The sequence below is a fragment of the Thalassotalea euphylliae genome, from assembly GCF_003390395.1.
Classification (GTDB): Bacteria; Pseudomonadota; Gammaproteobacteria; order Enterobacterales; family Alteromonadaceae; genus Thalassotalea_F; species Thalassotalea_F euphylliae_C.
In genome coordinates, this window is the sequence record NZ_QUOV01000001.1 from 2091082 (window position 1) to 2115554 (window position 24473).

The 24473-nt window shown below is 41.7% G+C and carries 16 protein-coding genes; 10 read left to right on the forward strand and 6 right to left on the reverse strand.

The genetic code is table 11. The features are described from left to right. Positions 1 to 2 precede the first annotated feature (2 nt). Both DXX92_RS09285 and udk read right to left on the reverse strand, forming a co-directional pair. A complete protein-coding gene (locus DXX92_RS09285; RefSeq protein WP_116000201.1) occupies positions 3 to 1247 on the reverse strand; it encodes a NupC/NupG family nucleoside CNT transporter in 1245 nt (414 codons plus the stop codon). 8 nt (positions 1248 to 1255) lie between these two features. Then, positions 1256 to 1909: a uridine kinase gene (udk, locus tag DXX92_RS09290; RefSeq protein ID WP_116000202.1), complete on the reverse strand. Its 654-nt coding sequence runs from the start codon at positions 1907 to 1909 to the stop codon at positions 1256 to 1258. Positions 1910 to 2293: 384 nt separating this feature from the next. Between udk and DXX92_RS09295 the strand changes: the two genes are divergently transcribed. Together DXX92_RS09295 and DXX92_RS09300 are read left to right on the forward strand one after the other, a co-directional pair. Then, positions 2294 to 3508: a phosphopentomutase gene (locus tag DXX92_RS09295; protein WP_116000203.1), complete on the forward strand. Its 1215-nt coding sequence runs from the start codon at positions 2294 to 2296 to the stop codon at positions 3506 to 3508. A 93-nt stretch (positions 3509 to 3601) separates the two neighbouring features. Then, positions 3602 to 5863, forward strand: coding sequence for a TonB-dependent receptor (locus DXX92_RS09300; RefSeq protein ID WP_116000204.1), 2262 nt, complete (start codon positions 3602 to 3604; stop codon positions 5861 to 5863). Between the two features lie 278 nt (positions 5864 to 6141). Here DXX92_RS09300 and deoD read toward each other — a convergent pair whose 3' ends face one another. From deoD to add, 3 genes are all read right to left on the reverse strand, one after another. Continuing rightward, on the reverse strand, positions 6142 to 6846 hold the full coding sequence (deoD, locus tag DXX92_RS09305) for a purine-nucleoside phosphorylase (protein WP_116002368.1): 705 nt from the start codon (positions 6844 to 6846) through the stop codon (positions 6142 to 6144). Between the two features lie 111 nt (positions 6847 to 6957). Continuing rightward, positions 6958 to 7128, reverse strand: a complete 171-nt coding sequence (locus tag DXX92_RS09310) for a XapX domain-containing protein (protein ID WP_116000205.1) — start codon at positions 7126 to 7128, stop codon at positions 6958 to 6960. 21 nt (positions 7129 to 7149) lie between these two features. Then, on the reverse strand, positions 7150 to 8145 hold the full coding sequence (add, locus tag DXX92_RS09315; protein ID WP_116000206.1) for an adenosine deaminase: 996 nt from the start codon (positions 8143 to 8145) through the stop codon (positions 7150 to 7152). 304 nt (positions 8146 to 8449) lie between these two features. Here add and aroG point away from each other — a divergent pair, with 304 nt between their 5' ends. The 4 genes from aroG to DXX92_RS09335 all read left to right on the forward strand — a co-directional run bounded on the left by aroG (position 8450) and on the right by DXX92_RS09335 (position 13871). Then, positions 8450 to 9499, forward strand: a complete 1050-nt coding sequence (gene aroG, locus DXX92_RS09320) for a 3-deoxy-7-phosphoheptulonate synthase AroG (protein WP_116000207.1) — start codon at positions 8450 to 8452, stop codon at positions 9497 to 9499. A 140-nt stretch (positions 9500 to 9639) separates the two neighbouring features. Continuing rightward, a complete protein-coding gene (locus DXX92_RS09325) occupies positions 9640 to 10566 on the forward strand; it encodes an AAA family ATPase (protein ID WP_116000208.1) in 927 nt (308 codons plus the stop codon). 155 nt (positions 10567 to 10721) lie between these two features. After that, positions 10722 to 11708: a DUF58 domain-containing protein gene (locus DXX92_RS09330; RefSeq protein ID WP_116000209.1), complete on the forward strand. Its 987-nt coding sequence runs from the start codon at positions 10722 to 10724 to the stop codon at positions 11706 to 11708. Positions 11709 to 11714: 6 nt separating this feature from the next. Next, positions 11715 to 13871 carry a transglutaminaseTgpA domain-containing protein gene (locus DXX92_RS09335; protein WP_116000210.1) on the forward strand — a complete coding sequence of 719 codons (2157 nt, stop codon included), beginning with the start codon at positions 11715 to 11717 and terminating at the stop codon, positions 13869 to 13871. 7 nt (positions 13872 to 13878) lie between these two features. Here DXX92_RS09335 and DXX92_RS09340 read toward each other — a convergent pair whose 3' ends face one another. Then, complete coding sequence (locus tag DXX92_RS09340; RefSeq protein WP_116000211.1) at positions 13879 to 14544, reverse strand: DUF2982 domain-containing protein; 666 nt, start codon at positions 14542 to 14544, stop codon at positions 13879 to 13881. 133 nt (positions 14545 to 14677) lie between these two features. On the opposite strand from DXX92_RS09340, the gene DXX92_RS09345 reads away from it, so the two are divergent. The 4 genes from DXX92_RS09345 (at position 14678) to recD (ending at position 24417) form a co-directional block, all read left to right on the forward strand. Beyond that, on the forward strand, positions 14678 to 15019 hold the full coding sequence (locus tag DXX92_RS09345; protein ID WP_116000212.1) for a DUF4870 domain-containing protein: 342 nt from the start codon (positions 14678 to 14680) through the stop codon (positions 15017 to 15019). 178 nt (positions 15020 to 15197) lie between these two features. After that, positions 15198 to 18728, forward strand: coding sequence for an exodeoxyribonuclease V subunit gamma (gene recC, locus DXX92_RS09350; protein WP_116000213.1), 3531 nt, complete (start codon positions 15198 to 15200; stop codon positions 18726 to 18728). 50 nt (positions 18729 to 18778) lie between these two features. Beyond that, complete coding sequence (gene recB, locus DXX92_RS09355) at positions 18779 to 22384, forward strand: exodeoxyribonuclease V subunit beta (protein ID WP_116000214.1); 3606 nt, start codon at positions 18779 to 18781, stop codon at positions 22382 to 22384. Further along, positions 22384 to 24417, forward strand: a complete 2034-nt coding sequence (recD, locus tag DXX92_RS09360; RefSeq protein ID WP_116000215.1) for an exodeoxyribonuclease V subunit alpha — start codon at positions 22384 to 22386, stop codon at positions 24415 to 24417. The genes recB and recD overlap by 1 nt, the downstream gene beginning before the upstream one ends. Positions 24418 to 24473: the final 56 nt, after the last annotated feature.

Consider the following 24473-nt stretch of genomic DNA (forward strand, 5'->3'; position numbering starts at 1 on the left):
AATTATAAACTGATAAATACACCGGCAATGGCGGCGCTCATTAGGTTGGCTAAGGTTGCAGCAATCATTGCACGAACACCTAAGCGGGCAATATCAGGGCGTCGACTTGGCGCCATTGAACCAATACCGCCTAATAAAATGGCAATCGATGACAAGTTAGCAAAACCACATAGTGCGAAAGTAATAATAGCTTGTGTGGTAACACTTAAACTTTCTTTAACCTCAATAAACTGTGCATAAGCGAAAAATTCGTTAACGACAATTTTTTGCCCGATAAAGCTACCGGCTTGCAGCATTTCATCAACAGGTACACCAACGATAAATGCGATAGGGGCGAATAAATAACCTAAGATCCACTCAATCGTTAAGCCTTCAAAACCAAACAATCCGCCAATGCCTTGCACTATGCTGTTAAGTAGGGCAATTAACGCAATAAAGGCAAGTAGCATTGCACCCACATTCACCGCAAGTTTTAACCCTGATGCAGCGCCTGATGCCGCGGCATCGATAACATTCGCTGGCTTTTCTTCACCATCATTAAAGGCAACATTTTGCTCTAGTTTTTCGCGTGATTCAGTTTCTGGCATGATGATTTTAGCCATCAATAAGCCGCCAGGTGCTGCCATAAATGATGCTGCGATCAGGTATTTAAGTTCGACACCTAAACCGGCATAGCCAGCCAAAACAGAACCAGCTACCGAGGCTAAACCGCCAACCATAATGGCGAATAGCTCTGAATTGCTCATGTTTTTAATGTATGGACGAACAACTAGCGGCGCTTCGGTTTGACCAACAAAAATATTTGCTGTTGCCGATAAAGACTCAGGCTTACTGGTGTTGAGTAACTTTTGTAGGCCGCCACCAATAACTTTAATCACTTGCTGCATAATGTTTAAGTAATAAAGTACGGCAATTAGTGAAGAGAAGAAGATGATGACTGGTAACACACGAACAGCGAAAACAAAACCGACACCATTCTCAAACATGGCGTCAGTACCTAACCCGCCGAATAAGAAGTCGATACCGGCTTTCGCTGAATCAATTACATGTTGAACACCATTTGACATTGATGCCAAAACATCTTTACCAAACGGAATGTAAAGTACAAAAGCACCAAGCAACACTTGCAAACCGAAAGCTAAGCTAACAGTTCGCCAATTAATGTCTCGACGTTTGTATGACAGTGCATAGGCAATTGCGAGCAGCGCAACAATACCCAGCACGCCACGCAGTGCTGTTAAATCCATAAATTCCTCTAATTATTGTTATAGGTAAGTTGGCGAATCTTGGCTTTTAATACTTCTATTGCCATTCTGTTTTTTCCGCCACGGGTTATGACGATATCAGCATGAGCCTTAGCTGGCTCGATAAACTGATAATACATAGGTCTTACTGTTTCCAGATATTGGTTAGTAATTGAATCAATGCTGCGACCACGCTCTTGGGTGTCTCGCTTAATACGACGAATCAAGCAAATATCCAATGGCGTGTCCATGTACACTTTAATGTCAAAACTTGAACGAAGTTGTTCATTAGTCAACAACATAATCCCTTCAATCAAGATGATCTTGGTTGGATTGATCGTTACTGTCTCTGCTGTACGGGTATGGGTTTTATAGCAATAGGTAGGGCACTCAATTGCTTTACCTGCAGTTAAATCACTTAAATGTTGATGTAATAACTCATGTTCAAACGCATTGGGGTGATCGTAGTTAGTACGAATACGCTCTTCCATTGGCAAATCATCTTGCGATCGGTAATAAGAATCTTCCTTAATAATAGAGATACCTTGCTCTCCTAGCTCAGGTAATAGTTCATCATATATGGTTTGAGCAAAAAGTGTTTTGCCTGAGGCCGATGCACCAACAACAGCGATAATAGTTGGTTTTGCTAATTGATCAGCATTCACTTGGTTAGAAATCCCACTAAAAAGAAAGTTTATGGCAGCTATAAAAACTACTCTGTTAATTGTCGCGTATTTTGACGCTTTTTTCTCAATTTTGATAGAGCTTGAAGCGTCTGTTATCAAATTCGAACAACTATTTTGTCATTTTGATTGAAAACTAAGCGATTAGCGCAATATTAAACTTGTCTTTGCTTAAAAAGCTGATAAATTACCACATCCTGACCAAACGGTCATGTTTATTTGGTTTTATTACGTGAAATTTAAAGCAAGACTGGCTGCTTTAAACTAAACACATTTTATTAATGTTTATCTTCGAAACGGATATAATTTAAACATTAAATTTCTTTAATGCCCACGTTTGGGATTTAACACAAAGTTGAGGTTGTAATGGCGCGCGTCATTTTAATGGTCATTGATGGTTTTGGTGTAGGTCATGCACCTGATGCTGAAAAATTTGGTGATGTAAGTGCTAATACATTTGCTAATTTAGCACGTGAATTTGAGGCACAAGAAGAGCGTCCATTACATTTACCTCAATTGGCGAGTATGGGCTTGCTGGAACTGGCAGAGCAAGCAAGTGGTGCTCGAGTAAACCACGCAACGGTTGAACAAATTAACGGTGCCTATGGTTACGCTGCGGAATTAAGTACTGGTAAAGACACGCCATCAGGTCACTGGGAAATGGCAGGTGTACCTGTACTTTTTGATTGGGGCTATTTCAGTGATAAGCAAAATAGCTTCTCTGCTGAGTTAATGGCAAAAATTAATGAAGCGACAGGTTTTGAAGGCATGTTAGGTAACTGTCATGCCTCGGGTACTGTGATTATTGAACAGCTAGGTGAAGAGCACGTTAAAACTGGCTTACCTATTTGTTACACCAGTGCTGACAGCGTCTTCCAAGTGGCTGCACATGAAGAGCATTTTGGCTTAGACAACTTATATAAGTACTGTGAAACAGTACAAAAAATTGTTGAACCAATGAATATTGGTCGTGTTATTGCTCGTCCGTTTGTTGGCGATGATGCAAAATCATTTACTCGCACAGGTAATCGTCGCGATTATTCTATTTTACCACCGGCACCAACCATGCTTGATAACATTACTAATGCCGGCGGTACGGTAATTAGTGTTGGTAAGATTGCTGATATCTACGCCCACCAAGGTGTTTCAATTAAAACAAAAGCCACGGGAATTGATGCATTAACAGACGCTACGATTGAGCATATCAATACTGCAGAAGACAATTCATTAATCTTCACTAACTTAGTAAATTTTGACCAAGACTTCGGTCATCGTCGTGATCCTGTAGGATACGGTAAAGCGCTTGAAGCGTTTGATAAACGCATTGCGGATATAAAAGCGGCAATGCAACCGGATGATTTGCTCGTTTTTTCAGCAGATCATGGTTGTGACCCAACTTGGCAGGGTACAGATCATACTCGCGAATATGTGCCAGTTCTTGCTTACCACTCTTCAATAAATTCAGTAAATCTGGGCGAAAGAACAACATTTGCTGATATAGGCCAAACAATAGTTGAAATATTTGAGGTCAAAAAACTTTCCTACGGGACAAGTTTTTTAGACGAATTAAAATTTAGCTAGTAGAATGTTTACTCGAAGTCGGGGCTCGCGCACAAAAAAATAACAGCTAGTCCCGTTTTTGCTTATTACTTACGCAACCTTCGGGAGAATATAATGAAACTGTTGAAGCAGTCTTCACTCGCACTTTGTGTGCATGCCGCTCTTTTTTCCACCACTGCGATTAGTTTTAATGCTCAAGCTGAAGAAGCTGAAGCAGAAAAAGTCGTCGGTGTTGAAGTTATTGAAGTAACCGCTCGTAAAAGAACTGAAAACGTAAAAGACGTTCCAATTGCGGTATCAGCATTAACGCCTAAAAAACTAGAAGTGTTAGGTTCATCTGGTATGGATGTACGTGCACTTTCAGGTAAAGTACCAAGTCTACTTATCGAATCTTCTTTCGGTCGTACTTTCCCGCGTTTTTATATTCGTGGTTTAGGTAACACGGATTTTGATTTACTAGCCTCTCAACCTGTTTCTTTAGTTTACGATGATGTTGTACTAGAAAACGCATTAACTAAAGGTATGCCAATGTTTGACATTGAGCGTGTTGAAGTTTTGCGTGGTCCACAAGGTACACTTTTCGGTCGTAACACGACTGCGGGTATCGTTAAAGTTCAATCTAAAAAGCCAACGCAAGATTTTGATGCTAACGTGTCTGCATCATACGGTACCTATGGTTCAACTGACCTACGTTTAGCAGTAGGTGGCGGTTTAACTGATACATTATCTGGCCGTATTGCACTTCTTCAACAAGATCGTGACGATTACATCGACAACGAAGCGCCTGGTTTTGAAGCGAAAGATCAGCTAGGTGGCTACAGCGAAACAGCTGGTCGTGTTCAGTTACTTTGGGAACCAAACGACGAGTTTAGTGCGTTGTTTAACTACCACTTCCGCGATGCTGAAGCAGATGCTCGTATTTTCCGTGCTAACATCATCAAGCCAGGTACTAATGACCTGATTGACGGTTTTGATCGCGACACTGTTTTCCAAGATGCGGCAAGCCGTAACGAACAAACTGTTGACATGAAAGGCGCAAGCTTAAAGCTTGAGTACGACATGGGCGATCACACATTAACTTCTGTTAGTGGTTACGAGTCTGCAGAAATTTTCTCTGTTGGTGATATCGATGGTGGTTACGGCGCTGCGTTCTTACCTAGCGGTTCTGGCCCAGGTGTTATTCCATTCCCATCAGAAACTGGCGCAAGAATGCCAGATCACAAGCAATTAACGCAAGAACTTCGTATTTCAAGCAATGAGCTTGGCAAGTTAGATTACCAATTTGGTTTATTCTACTTTGACGAAGACTTAACCATTAACAACTTAAGTTTCGACACCTTAGGTGGCGGCGCTCAAAATGGTATTGCTGTTCAAAACATGGAAACTACAGCATGGGCGGTATTCGCTTCTGTTGATTACGAAATTTCTGACCGTGTAAATGTTAACGGTGGTATTCGTTACTCTGACGATGAACGTGAGTGGGACGGTACTTTAGTTCAATCTCCATTTGGCGCACCAGGTTTTAGCGAAGCTACAAGTGTTGATGACTCACAAGTTTCAGGTGACTTAAGCGTTAACTACCGTTACAGCGATGAGACTAACTTATACGCACGTATCGCTCGTGGTTACCGTGCACCGAGTATCCAAGGTCGTAACTTATTGTTCTCTGGTAATGCAACAACAGCAGACTCAGAAACTGTTGCGTCAATTGAAACTGGTTTCAAGTCAACGACTGCTGACCGAATGGGTCGTTTAGACGGTTCTGTATTCTACTACGAAGTTAGCGATCAACAATTAACTGCGGTTGGTGGTACTGGCAACTTAGCATCACTATTAAATGCAGACAAAGCAGTTGGCTACGGTTTTGAATTAGACGGTGAATACTTCATCACTGCTGATTTAGTCGTTGCTGGTAGCTTGAGCTACAACAACACTGAAATTCAACAAAGCGATTTAGGTGTAGCACCTTGTGGCGCAAACTGTACTGTTAAAGATCCAATTAACGATCAAGGTTTCGCGCTAATTGATGGTAACTCATTACCGCAATCTCCTGAGTGGATCAGCAACTTATCTGTTCGTTGGTCTAAAGAGCTAGGTGAAGGTGAGCTATACGTTTACTCAGATTGGTCATACCGTAGTGAAGTAAACTTCTTCTTATACGAATCTGTTGAATTTGAAGGTGATGCATTACTTGAAGGTGGCGTTCGTGTAGGTTACGAATGGTACGGTGACGATGCAGACTACGAAGTAGCTGTTTTCGGTCGTAACATTACTGACGAAGAGCAACTAACTGGTGCAATCGACTTTAACAACTTAACCGGTTACATCAACGAAGGTCGCTTCTGGGGTGTTGAGTTTAAAGCGAACTTCTTCTAAGTTTTACATTACTTAGTTGAGCAGCTTTTACGTTTGATAGTTTGTGTTCATAGCTCTTTGGACACAAACTTAAATGGATACAAACCCAAATAAACTCAAAATAAATATAAAACTGCTCTAGATAAACAAAAAAGCCGAACATTTAGTTCGGCTTTTTTGTTTGCTAACTTTTTTATGTGTTAACTTTTTTATTTGCTAACTTTTTTAAGTGTTAACTTAACACGTGCAAACAGATGTTAGCTTAAAAGTTTAGTCAAAGACAAAACCGTCTTTATCACTTAAAGTACGCTTTCCAACGTTAATTCCATCATATCTTTAAAGGTGTTTTCACGCTCATCGGCGGTGGTTTCTTCACCAGTTTTGATGTGATCACTAACCGTTAATACAGTTAATGCTTTTTTACCGTACTCTGCTGCAACGCCGTAAAGGCCAGCTGCTTCCATTTCTACGGCTAAAATACCTAAGTTTTCCATTTTAGCGAACATTTCTGGTTTTGGTGTGTAGAACAAATCAGCAGTAAAAATGTTACCAACGTGAACATCTTTGCCTAGTTTCTCTGCTGTATCTACAACATTTTTTAATAAACCAAAATCAGCCGTTGCTGCAAAGTCACAATTGTCTAGGCGATTGCGGTTTACATTTGAGTCTGTGCTTGCTGCCATACCAACAACAATATCACGAACCTTAATATCGTCACGTACTGCGCCACATGAGCCAATACGAATAATTTTTTCTACGCCGTATTCTTTGTATAGTTCGGTCGCGTAAATTGAAATTGATGGAATGCCCATACCAGAGCCCATCACAGAAACTCGCTTGCCTTTGTATGTGCCGGTAAAACCGAACATGTTACGTACGCGAGTGACGCATTTTACGTCTTCTAAGAAATTGTCTGCAATAAACTTGGCGCGTAGTGGGTCGCCAGGCATTAGTACTGTTTCGGCGAAGTCGCCGACAGCAGCTTCAATATGTGGTGTTGCCATAATAAAACCTTGTGTTGATGAGGTTTCAGTAAGTTTCAAGCCAGAATCGGTTCTGCTATCAAGGATTTTTTACTGAAGCGTTTAAAAAATAATAATGTGCTTTGTTATTTGTTAGCTAAAGAATCGTTCGACAATCCAGTGATAGCCAACGCTGCCTAAGTAAATACCAAAAATACCTACAATGCCTGAAATTACTGGTGGTGCAGGTAATGGTAGCTTAAACAGGGAAAAAATTACCCCAACTAAAGCACCTGTGCCTAAAGATAAAAGCACTTCACTCATAAATGCTCCTTAGCGCATAGTTTACTTTGTACGCAGTGCTCGCTTTTCACTGTCGGAAAGAAAACTCATGGTAATGGCGTTTTCTTGCAGTTTGGTGAACTGCTCAGCGGAAAAATCAAACAACTGCTTCGCTAACTCGAACTCATGCTTAATTTCTATTCCTTCAACAGCTGGATCGTCAGTGTTCAAACACACTAAATTACCATTTGCTAAGAAAGTAGTAATAGGGTGTTGACGTAAATCACTGACCGTACCTGTTTGAAAATTAGACGTCAGGCAAGATTCGAGGCCGATATTATACTTGGCCATATGGTCAAGTAAATCTTTATCTTGATAACTGTTCACACCATGGCCAATTCGTTCTGCGCCTAATAGGTTGATTGCTTGCCAAACGCTCTCTGGGCCTTGGGCTTCACCCGCATGCACAGTAATCCGCATGTCTGCGTTACGCGCTTGCTTAAATAAATCAACAAACATTTCGCAAGGAAAATTGGTTTCATCACCAGCCAGATCAATGCCGGTAATGTGTTGCTTATGAGTAAGTAGGGCGTTTAACTCAGTTGTACAGTGTTTAATGCCAAAGGTGCGACTGAGGATACCGAGTAAATTAATTTGAATGTTGTAATCTTGTTGACCTGATTTAATGCCATCGACGACTGCAGCAACAACGTCTGCCACCGGCAGCTTATTGGTCATTGCCATATAAAAAGGAGAAAATCTAAGTTCGGCGTAACTCAACCCTGCATTGTAAGCATCTTCAACATTTTCATAAGCAACGCGTTTTACGTCATCTAATGACGTTAGCACTTTTACCCCCCAATCCAATTTAGCTAAGAACGAGAGTAAATCAGGTTCACTTTCTTGGATTTGTACATGAGGTAAAAAGTCTTGGAGGTTTGCAGCAGGCAATTGAATATTGTTTTGCTGAGCAAGTTCCCAAGTGGTTTGCGGACGAATGTTACCATCGAGATGGCGATGCAGATCAATAAGTGGCAGGTTTGGGTTGTAGCTGGTCATATTTTCCTTATTTTTATCAGTACTTAATAGGTACGTAAGTGTACTTGGCTATGGCTTAGCAAATGATGATTGTAGGTTGCTAATTAGCCAGTCTGTTATGCAAGTTGCAATTGCTCAACATTATACCGCTTTTTTCGTAGTGAATGGGGGATTTTCGTTTGGTTATTGCAGTTATTCCTGCTAGATTAACTGCGGGATTAATTATTTAGGCGTCTAGACGTAGAAATAGTAATTAAAATAGACAAAGACGTTAAACAAAAGTTTGTTTCAAGCAAAGCAAACGTTAAGTAGTAAGAGAATACACATGTACCAAACCGACGATATCCGCATTAATAAAATCAAAGAGTTATTACCACCAGTAGCGTTAATCGAACGATTTCCAGCTACCGAGCAAGCGTCGGCAACGGTATTTGAGGGCCGACAAGCAATAAGTAATATTTTTAATGGTAAAGATGACCGTTTACTTGTCGTTATTGGTCCATGTTCTATCCACGATACAAAAGCGGCAATTGAATACGGCCAACGATTAGTTAAGCTTCGCGAAAAGTATAAAGCTAATCTTGAAATTGTGATGCGAGTTTATTTTGAAAAACCGCGCACAACGGTTGGTTGGAAAGGGCTTATTAACGATCCATACCTCGATAACAGTTTTAAGTTAAACGACGGCCTGCGCATGGGGCGAAAGTTGTTGCTTGATCTTAATGATATGGGTTTACCCACTGCCGGTGAATTCTTAGACATGATCACCCCGCAATACATGGCCGACTTTATGTGTTGGGGAGCCATTGGTGCTCGTACGACAGAAAGCCAAGTTCACCGCGAATTAGCCTCTGGCCTGTCGTGTCCGGTTGGTTTTAAAAACGGTACCGATGGCACTATCAAAGTTGCCGTTGACGCCGTTGGTGCAGCAAGTGCTTCACACCACTTTTTGTCAGTGACTAAATACGGCCATTCAGCTATTGTTGAAACTGCAGGTAACCCTGACTGTCATATCATCTTGCGCGGCGGTAAAGAGACTAATTACGATAAAGACAGCGTTAAAGAGGTAACAGACCAACTAGCGAGTGCTAAGCTGAACACTAAAATCATGATTGATTTTAGCCATGCTAATAGCAAGAAAAAGTTTGAAAATCAGATGCTAGTGAGCGATGACGTCGCTGCACAAATTGCGCAAGGTAACCAAGATATTTTTGGTGTTATGGTAGAAAGTCATTTAGTCGAAGGTCGTCAAGACTTAGTTGATGGTAAAGCTGCTAACTATGGTCAAAGTATTACTGATGCTTGCATCGGTTGGGAAGACACGGAAAAGCTGCTTGCTCAACTAAATGATGCGGTTGCAACCCGTAACAAATAGATTGCCAGTTTTTATTTTTAAACAATAACATTTACTATCTCTAAAAAGCCGCTAACTTGAACAGGTAGCGGCTTTTTTTGTGCTTGTCTAATAATTCTGCGATAGTGTGCACAAGCTTTAATCGTTAAATACATAGGTATATGGATCAGTTAATTAATCAAGTTATTAGCCAAGTAAATAGTGTGGTGCTAGGCAAAGACAAAGAGGTTCGCCTTGCAGTAGCGTGTTTGTTAGCTAAAGGGCATCTGTTAATTGAAGATTTGCCGGGCATGGGGAAAACCACGCTTGCTCAAGTATTAGCTAAAGTATTTGGCTTAAGTTACCAACGTTGCCAATTTACCAGTGACATGCTGCCATCCGATGTAACGGGTATTTCTATTTTTGACGCTGAGCAAAAGCAATTTGTACTTCATCATGGTCCTATATTTAACCAACTCGTGCTCGCCGATGAAATTAATCGGGCAAGCCCTAAAACACAATCAGCACTTTTGGAAGCGATGGAAGAGCATCAAGTGAGCATTGATGGTGTTACTCATGAATTACCTTCGCCATTTTTTGTGATCGCAACACAAAACCCACTATTTCATGCCGGTACAAACCCATTGCCGGAATCTCAGCTTGATCGATTTATGATGCGCTTATCGCTTGGTTTTCCTGATGTTGAAGCAGAAAAACAAATATTGTTAGGGGAAGGGTTAAAACAAAAAGTCGAACAAGCAGATTGTGTACTTAATCATCAGCAACTAGCTGACATCCAAAAAGCAGTTAATGAAGTGAGCGTGTCGGAAGCTGTACTGGAATATATTATCGCGCTCAGTCATGTATCACGCTCAAGTGATTTTAATGCCAACCCTTTATCACCTCGCGCTGGTAAAGCCTTGCTCAATGCAGCTAAAGCTTGGGCTTTTATCCATCAACGTAATTACCTGTTACCCGAAGATGTACAAGCGGTTTTTACTAGCGTATGTGAACATAGATTAGATGCAGGTGTCACTGAGTTGGCGCGCGATGGCGGTTTAGCGTTAGAAGTGATGAAAAAAGTAGATGTACTATCACCATTATCGTGACCATATCAGTAAGCATTATTAGTTAGTGTCAAAGATCAGGTTATTAAATTTGGTGTTGCGACTAATGAAAAGTTTAAACCAAGTTGATTAATAACCCTTGTTAATTAATAGCTTGAGTTAATTAATAGCTTGAGTTGATCTATAAGCGTAGCTAGATGATAAATACCTTTAAACAATACTGGGCAAATAAGTTCAATCAATGGCTGACAGTGCGAGTGCCTGTCGCAAGTGAATTTGAATTATCTAATCGTAATATTTTTATTTTTCCTACTCGTTTTGGCTTAGTTTATATCCTTGTTTTATTGATACTTTTCTTGCTTGGGACGAATTATCAAAACAATGTCATTATTTTGCTGAGCTACTTAATGGGCAGCTTTTTTATTACGGTAAAACTGACTGCTTTTTTTAATTTAAAAGGCTTAGTGATACGAGCAGAGCGCTATGCACAGGGCTTTCAAGGGCAAGATATACCGGTAAAAATAACGCTTGATGCCAACTCAGCAAAATATGGCTTGACGCTCGGGTTTAAAGATCAATCAACCACACAGGTTAAATACGCAGGTAAAACATCAAATTCAAACCCTCAAGACCGTCAAACAGAGGTCACCATTTACTTTCATGCAAACAAGCGCGGCATCATCTCACCTGGTCGTGTAAAGATCTTAAGCGAACATGCGTTTGGTCTGTTTCGGGTTTGGTCTTGGCTAGACTTTGGTCATGAGCTAGTGGTTTATCCTCACCCTAAAGCGATAGCCAGCAAACATTTATTGGAAATGCCAAGCGTGGCTGAAGATGGTGAGCTGGCAGTGAGTCATCGTGAGGGTGATGAGTTTAAAGAATTGGCATCATTCAAGCCGGGCGAGTCAATGTCACGTGTCGCTTGGAAACAGTTAGCACGCGGACAAGGCAAACTTACTAAACACTATCATCAATTAACTGGGCAACGGCGACATTTGTCATTAGACATGCTACCACCGGTATCAATAGAGCAAAAACTGTCCTATTTATGTTACTTGGTGTTGCAATATAGCCAAGCCAGTTACTCTTTTGGTCTGTCGCTTACACAAAAGCATATTAACGCCGATCACGGTGAGCAACATAAACAGCAATGCTTACGCGCATTAGCTGAGTTTAATGGGTAGTGGCTAATGTTGGACTCAATCGTCAAAACTAACCCCAACAAACGACCAAAAAATTTAGCGCAACTTGTAAATGAAAAGCGCGTGAATTTTTCGGTATTTGATTTTAAAAATCGCTCAGGTGCAGAGCATTATCAGTTAAGTTTGCTTAATTGCTGGCTACTTCTGTTAGTTCAAACCTTAACATTAGCCTTGTTCGTTACCGAGTTAACAACTTGGATGCTAGCACTTATCGCACTAAGTCTATTATGGCAAGTTGCCCGAATTAGCGCAGCTAAACATCAAGCTAGTCGCCTAGTTAGAGGTCAGGGTAGGCAAGGAAAAATACAAGCAACGCCTCGACTGATAGTTGCGTTATTTGCTTTAACTGGTGCAGGGATCATTATTCTTAACGGTCAGTCGTTGGGGCTACTGTCAAGCATGGTGCATTTAATTTGCTTTGCTTATGCCATCAAAGCTTTTGAAATTCGCAAGCGGGCTGACTTCTTTCAACTGATTCTCATTGGTCTTTTTTTACATGCATGCGCATTAATTTTTACGCAAAACATTTGGTTCGCAGCCCTTGTTGTCATGTTAGTAACCTTAAATTTCGCGTTGTTATACCGAGTCTTTGCCAGCGCTATTGGCATCCCTATCGCTTATCGCGAAACGGGTAAGCTGCTATTGCTAAGTATTCCACTTGCCGTTGCGCTATTTGTTTTTTTCCCGCGTTTGTCACCATTTTGGCAAGTACCGCTAGCAAATACGGCTAAAACTGGGTTGGGTAGTGATGTAAGGCCTGGTGATATTGCGAAACTCGCGTTGTCAGATGAGTTGGCATTTCGTGTCCAGTTTGAAGGCGCGATACCCGCCAAAACACAAATGTATTGGCGCGCGATGACTATGCCATTTTATAACGGTCAACGATGGAGCCGAAGCCAAAATAACAAACCACCGCTTTATTTAGCCAGTGAGCCTGAATATCAGATATCTTCGGATGATCGGCGCGCTTACACTTATCAAGTGATGGCAGAGCAAAGCAATCAACATTGGCTATTTGCCCTAGATACAGCTTTGGCGCCGGGAAACGATGCTAGGCAGCTTAACGATTTTTCGCTAATTAATAATCAGCCATTAACCAAAACAAAATCTTATCAGGTAACTAGTTTTCCGAATGCGATACGTGAGCCTGAAATGTCTGAGGCATTTCAACGTTTCTATAAGCGCATACCTGATGATGCTAACCCGCAATTACAAGCGCTAGGACGCGAGCTGGCAGCGCAATACCAAAATCCGCAAGCGCTTATCAATCATGTCTTAGCGCAATTTCGAGAGCAAGCGTATTTCTATACGCTAAGCCCGCCGTTACTTTCGAATAACAGCCTTGACCAGTTCTATTTTGATACCCGATCAGGTTTTTGTGAGCATTATGCGAGCAGTTTCGCCTTTTTAATGCGCTCAGCGGGTATACCAGCGAGATTGGTGACCGGATATTTAGGTGGGGAACGCAATGAACAGGGTAATTATTACGCCATTTATCAATATGATGCACACGCGTGGACAGAGGTGTGGCTTGAAGGTCGTGGTTGGGTAGCGGTTGATCCAACCTCTGCGGTAAGTCCAGATAGGGTCAGTGATAATATGGCTGACGCCCTTAGGGAACAACGAATTAATTTAGCAGGCGCATTTAGTTGGCAAGCATTTTCAAGTGCTGCGTGGTTAGCCAATATTCGCATGCAAATAGAAGCAATAGATTACCAATGGAATCGCTTGGTACTGAGTTACAGTGTGGATAAACAATCACGTTTTCTTCGCGAATTACTCGGTAGCGGCAGTTTTTGGAAATCAACCGCCATTGTGATGAGTGTGTTTCTATTAATGTTTTTACTGCTCTGGTTGCGGGGTATATATCAGCAACCATCAGTTAAATTGCCTCGCTGGCAACGGCAGTTTAACAAGTTGTTAGTGAAATTAGCCGAACAAGGTGTGGAACGAGCACCTCATCAGGTACCTAACAGCCTAGTACCGCTAATTGCGGCTCATCATAATGAAGCGAGTATCTTGTTCGCTAAGCTTTGTAAGTTACATGATCTTCTAAGTTATCAAACGCTGTCTCATAATGAATTTAAAACGCAGGAAAAATTGTTTATTCGGACTTGTCGCGAGTGTAATAAAAAGCTTGGCTAAACGTTTGTTATGGCGAGTATTGATGACGGTGTGCTTGGCATTGCTTTAATAATTGTATAAATTCTTCGCCGCTTCGGTCTAATGCAGACAGTGGTAAATACACATGATAGCCATACGCTTTTGCAAGTGCTTGCGTGTGGTGCATGTATAACGCAATTGGCCCTTTAAGTAAGTCGTCATGATGCTTATAAGGGGAAAAATTAATTTGTGCTTGTTCAATAGTTAACAGTGATTGCGTTATTGCCATGGTTAACAATGGTCGCTGCTCATGAGGAAGTCGGCTTGCCAGCCTTGGGGTAATTGATTCAACTAAACTGTCGCAATTGCTTAGCCTGATGCCTATGTAGGGTAAAATTCGGCGGTCTAAACCAACTTGCACATTGAGTTGGTCAAAACGCAATACATCAGTCCACGGCAGTTTCCAACCACCATATTTGTGCGAAAACTTGATGCCTTGCGGCGATATTAACAAGCTGTACTCAGGTTCAAATCGCTTTGTTAAGCCAATAAATAAAGTCACTAAACTTGCCAGTAATAACAAGGTGAACACTAGCCTTAACTCACTCCAAAAGTGATGGCTAATGGCTATTGTTACGAGTAAACCTATGACCCCGACTAGGGTTAAAAACTGCCCATGATTGTTGGCTATCGGTTTAATTTTTATTTCTGGCATAAATTGCGAATAAATTCAAAAAACTAAGGTTAAATTAACAAAGCAAGTAGCGATTAGCACTTATTTTTGGCTTGTCGCCGAGTTATTTTCTGACTAACTTTAAAGGTGTAGCAGTAGTAACAGGAGCTTAGTTATGCATTTGCACACCAGTACTCATACGGACCATGATTATGCGCGGATGATTGCTTTTTTAAGTTATATCACGATTATTGGTTGGCTCGTTGCCATTGTGCTATACGGGCAACACAAGCAAGGTATCAACAAACGCCAATTTACCAGTTTTCATTTACGCCAATCACTAGGGCTCATTATCACGGCAGCGATTTTGTCGTTTATTCCTTTGATTGGTTGGATGATGAATCTAGTTGTCGCAGTGTTTTGGCTGATTAGCGCTTTTTATGCGTTTAAAGGGGAGTATTATCGGGTGCCTTGGCTCGGCAATGAATATCAAAATCAATTGCGCTTTATCACCTAGTATAAGCGTACAGGCTCAGCATAATTCGACTCCATTTGCTCTAGGTACATTAGTTGCTTGAGTTTAATAGAGGATTTATCAAAAATTGGGCAAACAAACATCCCTAACAAAATTAGACTAGTGTTAGCAGGTAGCGTGTGATTAAATTTAATCATCATCGGTTACCTGCGATAACACATTGATTTATATCTATCCTGCTAACAAAATGGAAAATTTGTTAGCGCTGTTTAACAAAATCCAACAAGTTTCTCCGCTCTCTCTTTTTGAACAAGAGCACATCATTGTCCAAAACGCTGGTATGCAACACTGGCTTAATATGTCGATTGCCCAATCGCGTGGCATTGCCATGAATATCGAATTTGCGCTGCCTGCTCAATATTTATGGAAATTATTGAGAGAAATAGCCAGTGAAGATGAAGTACCAGAGCAATCTTTGTATTCAAGAGAAGTGCTGGTATGGCGAATCTACCAGTTACTAAGTGACGATATCATTGCGTTAGATCCCACGTTTGAACAGGCAACACAATACTGGCAAGCAAGCAGCAATGCTAGCGAACAGCAGCAAAAACGCTATCAACTGGCGATGAAAGTTGCTGACTTATACGAGCAATACCTTATTTTTAGACCCAATTGGATAGACAATTGGAGCCAACAAGACTTTGTCTTTGCTGATGAAGATAATGTTTCAGACGATACCACAAAGCAAACCTATTATTGGCAAGGGAAGCTTTGGTATTTGTTGCAACAACGTCAAGAATATAACCCTGTTGCTTTGATGTCTGCAGCAGCGCAGCGAATTGCAGAAAAGGCAGGGCAGTTACCCAAACGCGTTTCATTTTTTGGCATTAACGCGCTACCACCAATGTGGATAAACTTTTTAGAGATGCTAGGTGAGCATATCGATATCCACTTTTTTCACCTTAACCCTTGTGCTGATTATTGGGGTGATATTCAAACAGAAAAGCAATTTGTTAAACAGTTGTTTGATGAGCGCTTAAGCCAATGGACCGATGAAGTTGAGAACCTTGCCAGTGCGGTCGGTAACCCGTTACTTGCCAACTGGGGGCAGCAAGGTCGTGAGTTTTTAGCTCAGCTACAACAAGTTAGTACCGTCAATATTGATGTTTTTGAACAGCACACACCAGATGAACAGTTTGTCGATAACGATAAAGGCTTGCCATTACTAACGCAGTTACAACAAGATGTGCTGAATTTAGCTGATGCAAGACAAGCACCGAGTCAACTGGTAGATGACAGTTTAACTGTGACTAGCTGCCACAGTGCGTTTCGGGAAGTGCAGGCCCTGCATGATTGGTTATTGCATCAGCTAAACCAAGATCCCTCGCTAACACCAAAAGATATTTTGGTGATGTGCCCAGAAATAGAACAATATGCACCATTTGTTCATGCGGTATTTACTCGAGGCTGGCAAGACCTAGCGGATGATGTGCCACCGCTCCCATGCTCGATAGCCGATCGCAATGTGCACAATGCTGATCCGCTAGTCGCAACATTTGTCGATTTACTCACGCTGCCAGACAGCCGTTTTCACGTCACCTCTATTATCGCAATGTTGCGCCTTGAAGCCGTGCAGCAACAGTTTAACTTAACCAGTGAAGACGTCGTTAAACTAAGTGCTTGGCTAGAACATGCTGCCGTTCATTGGGGGTTATCGAAAAATCACAAAGAACAGGTGCTTGGTGCTAGTGGCTTAACCGATGCATTTACTTGGCAACAAGGCTTGAGCAAATTATTGCAAGGATTTGCTTATGGTGATGAATTAACGGTTGCTGGCGAACAATTACTCCTGCCAGATGTTGAAGGCCAAGACGCCTTTATTCTTGGGCAGCTAATGCTCTTTCTTGAGCATTTAGCAGACAGTAGTCAACAATTAAACCAACCTAAAACACCTGAAAAATGGCAACAATATCTCGCAGAGTTAGTTGCTGAACTTTATCACCCAGCAGCCGCGCAAAGCATTGATATTATTTATCAGGCACTTGGTTTACTAACTGAATACACGCATACCGCCGAATTTAACCAAGCGTATAGCACAGGTAAAGGCGTACCAGAAACACTGGATTTACTTGTTGTACGTGAATTCTTAACCGCTCACTTTTCAACGCCAGACACTGGCCGACAATTTATGATCGGGCAAGTAACGTTTTGTTCTATGTTACCTATGCGTAGTATCCCTTTTAAAATCATTGCGGTACTTGGTCTTAACGATGGCGAATATCCACGTCAGCGCCAACCACTGGCATTTGATTTAATGAATAGCACACCAGCCAAACTCGGCGATCGTTCAAGGCGTGGTGACGACAGATATTTATTTTTAGAAGCGCTAATTTCAGCCCGAGACAAGCTGTACCTAAGCTACCAAGGGCGAAGTGTACAAAATAACAAGGTGCGTGAACCTAGTATTATCTTGCAAGAGCTTTTTGACTATCTAACGGCGGGCTATGGTTGGCAATGCGATCTAAAAACCGGCAGCCATATTCGTCAAATGCCGTTGCAAGCATTTAGTTTAGATAACTATCGCGGCCCATATCCGAGTTTCGATGCCCATTGGCTTAAATTGGGTTCAGCCAATACAACTAAAGTTGAAGACACTGTACCTTCAAGCCTTGTCGGTAAATGGGATGTTACTGGTGATAACGAAAAGAGCTATGACAACGGCGAGCAAATGCTGCAACTGTTAGAAGAGGACATTGAAATCGAATTAAACGATTTGATCCGCTTCTATCAACACCCGAGTCGTTGGTATGCGCAACGGGTATTAGGCATTTATTATGAACAAACAGAGCCAGCACCAAGTGATGTTGAGCAGTTCAGTTATGACCGTTTAGCAAGTTATCAGTTAAAACAAGCGCTATTAACGGCGAGCTTATCTGAATCTAGTGAATTAGCGAACGAGGAAAAAGCGCAAGCGTTAACTGCAACGGTAAATGATGTAAGAACACAAGCAAGGCTATCTGGTCGATTTGCTGACACGCCACTTACCGCTCAGTTGTTTGACAAATGGCAAGAAGACAATGATGTATTTAGCCAAGCGATTGTTGACGCAGAGCTTGGCGACACAGAGTTAACGGCTTTTTCGCTACCGACAACAATTGATATAACACTAGGGCAATTAAAATCCCAAGAACAGACTAATGTACAATTCCTAGAAAAAGAACAAACCAAGCTAAATTGCATTATCCGAGGTAGCTTGCCGACAAATGAACAAGTGATTGGTTTTTATCGACCATCAACAGCTAAAGCCAAAGACTTATTCAGCTTGTATTTGGCTCGAATTATTTCAACCATTGCTACTGACAATGGACACCTTGAATTTGAGAACAAACCCGTAATTGGGCTTTATTTCGATACTAAGCAGCAAAAGGTCAGCCAGTACCTATGCCAAAATAGCCAACAGATAAATGATGCCAAAGCACAACTAAATAACATTGTTAACTTTTACCTGCTTGGTCAGCAAAAACCTTTGTTGATCAATGCAGATATTGCGCACAAAGCGTTCAATGCGCGCAAGTTTGAGCAAGCTCAACTTGAAAACTATTGGTACGATGAAAACAACATGCTTGCGCCTGGCTATGACCCTTATATGCAATTTTTCTGGCCTCAGTGCCCAGCTATTGATGACATGATGCCAATGCTCAACACTATTTATGAGCCCATGTATCAAGTGCTATCTAAATCAAAACGATAGTGAAAATGCTCTAGTTAGCGCACAGAATTTAATGAAAAGAATTTGATGTAATGAAGCTACAACCATTATTTGCAGAGCACCTTCCGCTGTCTGGGCGACATTTAATTGAGGCCAGTGCAGGAACAGGTAAAACCTTTAACATCACGCGAATATACTTGCGGTTGTTATTGGAAAAAGGTCTAACCGTCGAACAGATTCTGGTAATGACGTTTACCAAAGATGCAACGGAAGAAATTAAAAGCCGGATAGGGCAAACGTTGCGAAATACCATTGCTAAGTGGGATGAGTTAACAGCGACAGAGCCGTTTTATCAGGAAGTCGCTAAAGATTTAGTTAAAACAGAAGCAATGGCAAAACTGCATCGCGCCTTGTTGTTTTTGGATGATGCGGCAATTTTTACCATCCACGGTTTTTGTAAGCGGGTATTGAGCGAGTTTGCCTTTGACAGTGGCTTGTTGTTTAACTTAGTGATGGAATCAAGCTGCCAAGAGCAGACGTTAGAAGCGGTGCAAGATTGGTATCGTTTGATTGCGAAACAAGATCCTGATAGCTACTTAACCATCGCTGAATTTTGGCCTGAACCTGAACAATTTGTACAAGTATTCTCTGGGGCGATTGATAAGCACCATAGCATTACTACGCCATCTACGGCAGAACTTTGTCAGCAGATAAATGCACTAGCAGTTGATGCAGCGAATTCGCTCTCAAGCCACCAATCATTTTTGTTTGAGCATTTAGTCAACAATCAAAAAGGGGCCAAAAAAGAGGAACGTATTAGCGAGTATGAACAGTTAGCTTCTTGGCTAAACAATGCAACTACTGCTGAATTATCACAATTACTGGCAATGCCTTCAATGCCTGCAAGTTTTATTGATGGCCGCCGCTTTGGTCGTTCAAAAGCAAAAGCCGAGATAGTAGAAATCGTTTCGCCAGTTAATGAATTAAAACCAGTGATTGTTGATATAGCAGGACAAGTTAAACGAATTCAGGCTTATGAAATTATTGCGCGCAGCCTTAAATCGATTGCAGATGCTGTGGCCGAGAAAAAACAGCGTCTAGGCCTATTAAGTTTTGATGATCTGATTGCCATTTTAGCCCAGCAACTATCGTCGGGTGACGCTGGTCGTATATTGGCTAACAAGCTTGCAAAGCAATATCCCGCGGCCATGGTTGATGAATTCCAAGATACCGACCCCAATCAATTCGATATTCTTACGAATATTTACCAAAACACTGACAATGCAGCCTTGTATTTAATTGGCGATCCGAAGCAAGCGATTTATGCGTTTCGAGGTGGTGACATTTTTACCTATTTATCGGCACGAGATTTTTGTCAGTACTTTTGGGTAATGGACACTAACTGGCGATCTAGCGCTGAAATGATCCAAGGTTACAACCGCTTGTTTTATGGCACGGCATTAGATCAGAGCGCAAAGCACATTTTTGGTAAAAACATCCCTTATTTTCCTGTAGCGGCGTCAAATACGGTTGAGCCCGTGGCGCTGGCGGACAATGATTTACCGCTACAGTTTGTACACTTTCCATTTGATGATGAATCCGCAACAGCTAAACCTGCCCAACGCGCTGAAATGGCCCAGTGGTTAGCGCAAAAAATTGTTTCATTGCTCAATGACAACCAACAGCAAGTATCAGCATCAGATATTGCCATTCTAGTGCGAGATGGAACAGAAGCCGCCATCGTTAAACAAGCATTAACCGAACATCAGCTTGCCAGTGTTTATTTAAGTAACCGCAGTAATTTATGGCATAGCGAGCAAGCTCAACAGTTATTATTGGTGCTTAAAGCAGTCTTGTTTTTAGAGCAAGATCGCTACTTTAACGCCGGCTTGGCTTCGGGCTTGTTAGGACATACGCCGTCTAGTTTATTGGCGCTGTCGGCAAACGAGCTAGCATGGCAAGAAGTTAAATTTTCGTTTAAAGCTATTCGTGACGAGTGGCAGTACAAAGGCTTTATTTCTGCCGCGCTCAAACTACTTCATGAACACGTTGCAGTAAATGGCGAGCACAAAGAAAGGGCACTGACGAATTTATTACATTTGTTTGAATTACTGCAAGCGGCGAGCGCTCGTTACCATCAACCGCTGGAGTTGCTTTATTGGTTTGAGCAACAAATTAGCACCGATAGCACAGAATCAGACGCTGAGCTTAGATTAGAAAGTGATGAGCAGCTAATTAAAATCGTCACCCAGCATGGTTCGAAAGGGCTTGAGTATCCTATCGTTTTTGTTCCTTTTGCTTCGCGTCATAAAAATCCGAGTAAGATTGGCAATCGCAACGTTACCGTAATTGAATATCACGATGAACAAGGGCAGCTTCACACCAGATTATCTGGGAATAAACAGCAAGTTGAACAAATGGCAGAAGAAGCATACGCCGAATCTATTCGCTTGCTTTATGTGGCGGTAACCAGAGCTGTGCAACGTTGTTATTTACTCGTTGCCAATTTTGATAAGGTTGAAAATTCTCCGTTGGGTAAAACTTTAACTTGGTCTGCTGATGTCGTGATAAGCGGTGAACTACAAGCCCTGTCTCAGCAGTATCCTAACGCCATAGGTTACCGTGCCATTGGACACAGTGCCTTTGAAAAAAGAGCGATTGCTGATGATAAGATTGGTGAACAAAACACTGAAATCGCAGCCATAAATAATGTGGGCGCTAATACTAACATTAACGCTAACGCAAAAGCCTCCCCCGAGCTTGCTACTTTCACCAGTAAAATCGAGCGTGACTGGTGGCTAAGTTCGTTCACCGCCTTGAGTAAAAATTTACGCCATGGTGGTGTTTCCCTGCCTGATAGGGATTTAGATCAGCCAATGGCAGTTTCAGCTCCTGGGGTTAATCGCATAGGGTTTGATTTAGCCAAAGGCGCACAAACAGGTAACTTATTACACGATTTGCTTGAACAAGGAGACTTTCATCAAGGTGATTGGCGTAGCTTGTCTGCGGCGATGAAAATAAAATATGCTGCTTTGCTTGAGGGCTGGTCTGGCGAGGAACTTGCCGCTTGGTGTGAACAACTTGTCACTTGTGAAATCGCTGAAGATCTAAGCTTGGCGAATATCGCTCCCAAGGCAGTATTAAAAGAGCAAGAATTTTATTTTCCGATGGAACAAGCCAGCAGTCAAAAACTCGCGGTATTGGTGTATCAGCACCGACAACGACTACTCGCACGTTCAAACTCCCAGTCAAAAGCAGTTAAACTGCCCGCTTATCAAGCATTGAAAGGCATGATGCACGGCTTTATTGATTTAATTTTCGAATACGAAGGCAAATATTACGTTTGTGATTATAAATCAACGCACTTAGGTGATTCATTTGAACATTACCATGGTGAGGCATTGCAGCAAAACATTGCAGACAACTATTATGATTTGCAGTATTTTATCTACTGTTTGGCGCTGCATCGTTTATTAAAAAGTCGTATTGATGATTACGATCCAGCGCAACACTTTGGCGGCGTATTTTATTTATATTTACGAGGTATGAAAAACAAGCAAACAGCGGGTGAACGTACCGGTGTATTTTTTAGTGATATTAGTAGTGAGGAACTTGATGAACTCGACGCGCTATTTTCAAACCACGTATCTTTAAACCAAGCAACTTCAGACCAAGTATCAGTACAGAGTGTTGAGTGATGAGTGCAGAAATAGATAACAATCAAAAGCTAAGCTGTCAAAGGCCGATCCGTCAAACAAAAAGCTATCGAAAATTTTCTGAGGCAGCAGCACGTATCTCAGGTATCGCGCCAATTGATTACTTTTTTGCGAACGAACTTAGCTCGGCGACAGCAGCGAATGAACTGACTGCTGATGAAAAAGAGGTTTGGTATCATTTGCTAATCGCGCTTAGCGCTTCAGTGCGCGATGGTCACACTTGCTTGCCGCTAACGCATGTTGCAGGTCAACAATTTGGCTTGGCCAGTGACGACAATGTAATTACTCATCATGGTTTTTCCTTTCCGAATGAAAAACAACTACACACTTTGCTCGCAAAAATTCCTTTCTTAGCGGCTTCGGAGCTAGGTGTAACTAAACCAAACATCTCAAACGCTGAAAAAACGGAAATAAATGTTGGTGGCACGTTAGCCGTGGTATTTGAGCATAACTGTTTGTATATGCGTCGCAACTATCAATTTGAGAAAGAACTGCAACTAGCGTTAGTAGAAAAAACACAGCTAACGCTCGAGTATTCGCAAGCGGCGATAACTGATGTTGTTGATTCGTTATTTCCAGAAAACGAAGCTACAGAACCTACTCAAGCTAGCCAACCTCATCAAGTTCCGGAAGTTGATTGGCAAAAACTAGCGGTGGCAAACAGCGTAAATAAAGGGCTTAGTATTATTGCTGGCGGCCCTGGTACAGGTAAAACCTATACGGTCACAAAATTGTTAGCAGCGCTATCAATGCTTAGCCAATCGCGATTAGACATTGCACTAGTCGCACCAACAGGTAAAGCGGCGCAGCGATTATCTGAATCGATTCAAAATGCCGTAACCGGTTTTCGAGGCGTTATCGCAGACAATGTGCTTGATGTTATTCCAAGCAAAGCACAAACACTGCACCGTTTGTTAGGGGTGATCCCAAATCAAGTGAATTTTCGAAAAGGAAGCGATAACCCCTTAGATTACGACGTTATTATTATTGATGAAGTCTCAATGGTGGATTTGCCGCTTATGGCTAGGCTATTTCGGGCAATCCCCGCTAAGTGTCAAGTGATAATGCTAGGCGACGCCGATCAATTGCCTTCTGTTGCACTTGGCTCGGTATTAGCTGATATTGCACTCAGGCCTCATCTTGGCTATAGCAAAGCAAACCTTAACTACCTAGCAAAAGTATGCCAACTATCGAGCGAACAAGCTAAGCAATTACCAAAAGCAAAAAAACAGGTTGCTGATCATTTATCAATGTTGCTTAAGAGCCGTCGATTTGACGGTGAAGGCGCCATCGGTAATATCGCAATGGCAACAATTGCGGGTGAAGCGCTGCAAAGTTGGCAGTATATTAGTGTTAACAGCACAAGTCGTGACGATATTACGTTATTGCCACCTGTGATGACTCAATGGATCAATCAGTATGTTAAACGCTACTATCAGCCAGTATTGGAAGCTGAAAACATTACACAAGCATTTGAGCGAATGAGTCAGTTTCGTATTTTGTGTGCCACAAGAGTTGGAAACGAAGGTGTTGAGGCAATTAATCAGCAAATAATCTCGCTGTTAAAAGGCAATTACCAGCAAGATAAGTTGTTCAATGGCTTACCTATTATGATCAATGAAAACCATTACGGGCTTGGGCTGTACAATGGTGATATTGGTATTATTTGGAAAAATGCGCAGGGACATTTAGTGGCGTATTTCGAGGATACTGCGGTAAGTGAAGGAGGCGTATCTTCGAACAACCGAACGCCTGGTTTCAAAACCATTATTCCGTCACGTTTACCGAGTTTTGAACCGGTCTTTGCCATGACCATTCATAAAACACAGGGCAGTGAATTTGAACATGTTGCAATGGTTCTGCCCAGTAAAGCTGATAATCAGCTACTGACGCGTGAGCTAATTTATACTGGCGTTACCCGCGCAAAGAAAAAGTTAAGTTTAAGTTGTAGCGAGCCAATTTGGTATCGAGGTGTTGATGCTAAAGTTGAACGCTACTCTAATCTTTCAATCTGACAATACAAGTCAATGCACATTTAGATTGATTATTGAACTATTTGTGTAGAGTTATT

What these genes read in the sequence shown, in the direction of transcription:
- aroG (WP_116000207.1), top strand. Translation starts at nt 8,450, where the DNA reads ATGTACCAAACCGACGATATCCGCATTAATAAAATCAAAGAGTTATTA.
- DXX92_RS09340 (WP_116000211.1), bottom strand. Translation starts at nt 14,544, where the DNA reads ATGCCAGAAATAAAAATTAAACCGATAGCCAACAATCATGGGCAGTTT.
- DXX92_RS09335 (WP_116000210.1), top strand. Translation starts at nt 11,715, where the DNA reads ATGTTGGACTCAATCGTCAAAACTAACCCCAACAAACGACCAAAAAAT.
- DXX92_RS09310 (WP_116000205.1), bottom strand. Translation starts at nt 7,128, where the DNA reads ATGAGTGAAGTGCTTTTATCTTTAGGCACAGGTGCTTTAGTTGGGGTA.
- add (WP_116000206.1), bottom strand. Translation starts at nt 8,145, where the DNA reads ATGACCAGCTACAACCCAAACCTGCCACTTATTGATCTGCATCGCCAT.
- recB (WP_116000214.1), top strand. Translation starts at nt 18,779, where the DNA reads ATGAAGCTACAACCATTATTTGCAGAGCACCTTCCGCTGTCTGGGCGA.
- DXX92_RS09325 (WP_116000208.1), top strand. Translation starts at nt 9,640, where the DNA reads ATGGATCAGTTAATTAATCAAGTTATTAGCCAAGTAAATAGTGTGGTG.
- deoD (WP_116002368.1), bottom strand. Translation starts at nt 6,846, where the DNA reads ATGGCAACACCACATATTGAAGCTGCTGTCGGCGACTTCGCCGAAACA.
- DXX92_RS09295 (WP_116000203.1), top strand. Translation starts at nt 2,294, where the DNA reads ATGGCGCGCGTCATTTTAATGGTCATTGATGGTTTTGGTGTAGGTCAT.
- DXX92_RS09330 (WP_116000209.1), top strand. Translation starts at nt 10,722, where the DNA reads ATGATAAATACCTTTAAACAATACTGGGCAAATAAGTTCAATCAATGG.
- recD (WP_116000215.1), top strand. Translation starts at nt 22,384, where the DNA reads ATGAGTGCAGAAATAGATAACAATCAAAAGCTAAGCTGTCAAAGGCCG.
- DXX92_RS09285 (WP_116000201.1), bottom strand. Translation starts at nt 1,247, where the DNA reads ATGGATTTAACAGCACTGCGTGGCGTGCTGGGTATTGTTGCGCTGCTC.
- DXX92_RS09300 (WP_116000204.1), top strand. Translation starts at nt 3,602, where the DNA reads ATGAAACTGTTGAAGCAGTCTTCACTCGCACTTTGTGTGCATGCCGCT.
- DXX92_RS09345 (WP_116000212.1), top strand. Translation starts at nt 14,678, where the DNA reads ATGCATTTGCACACCAGTACTCATACGGACCATGATTATGCGCGGATG.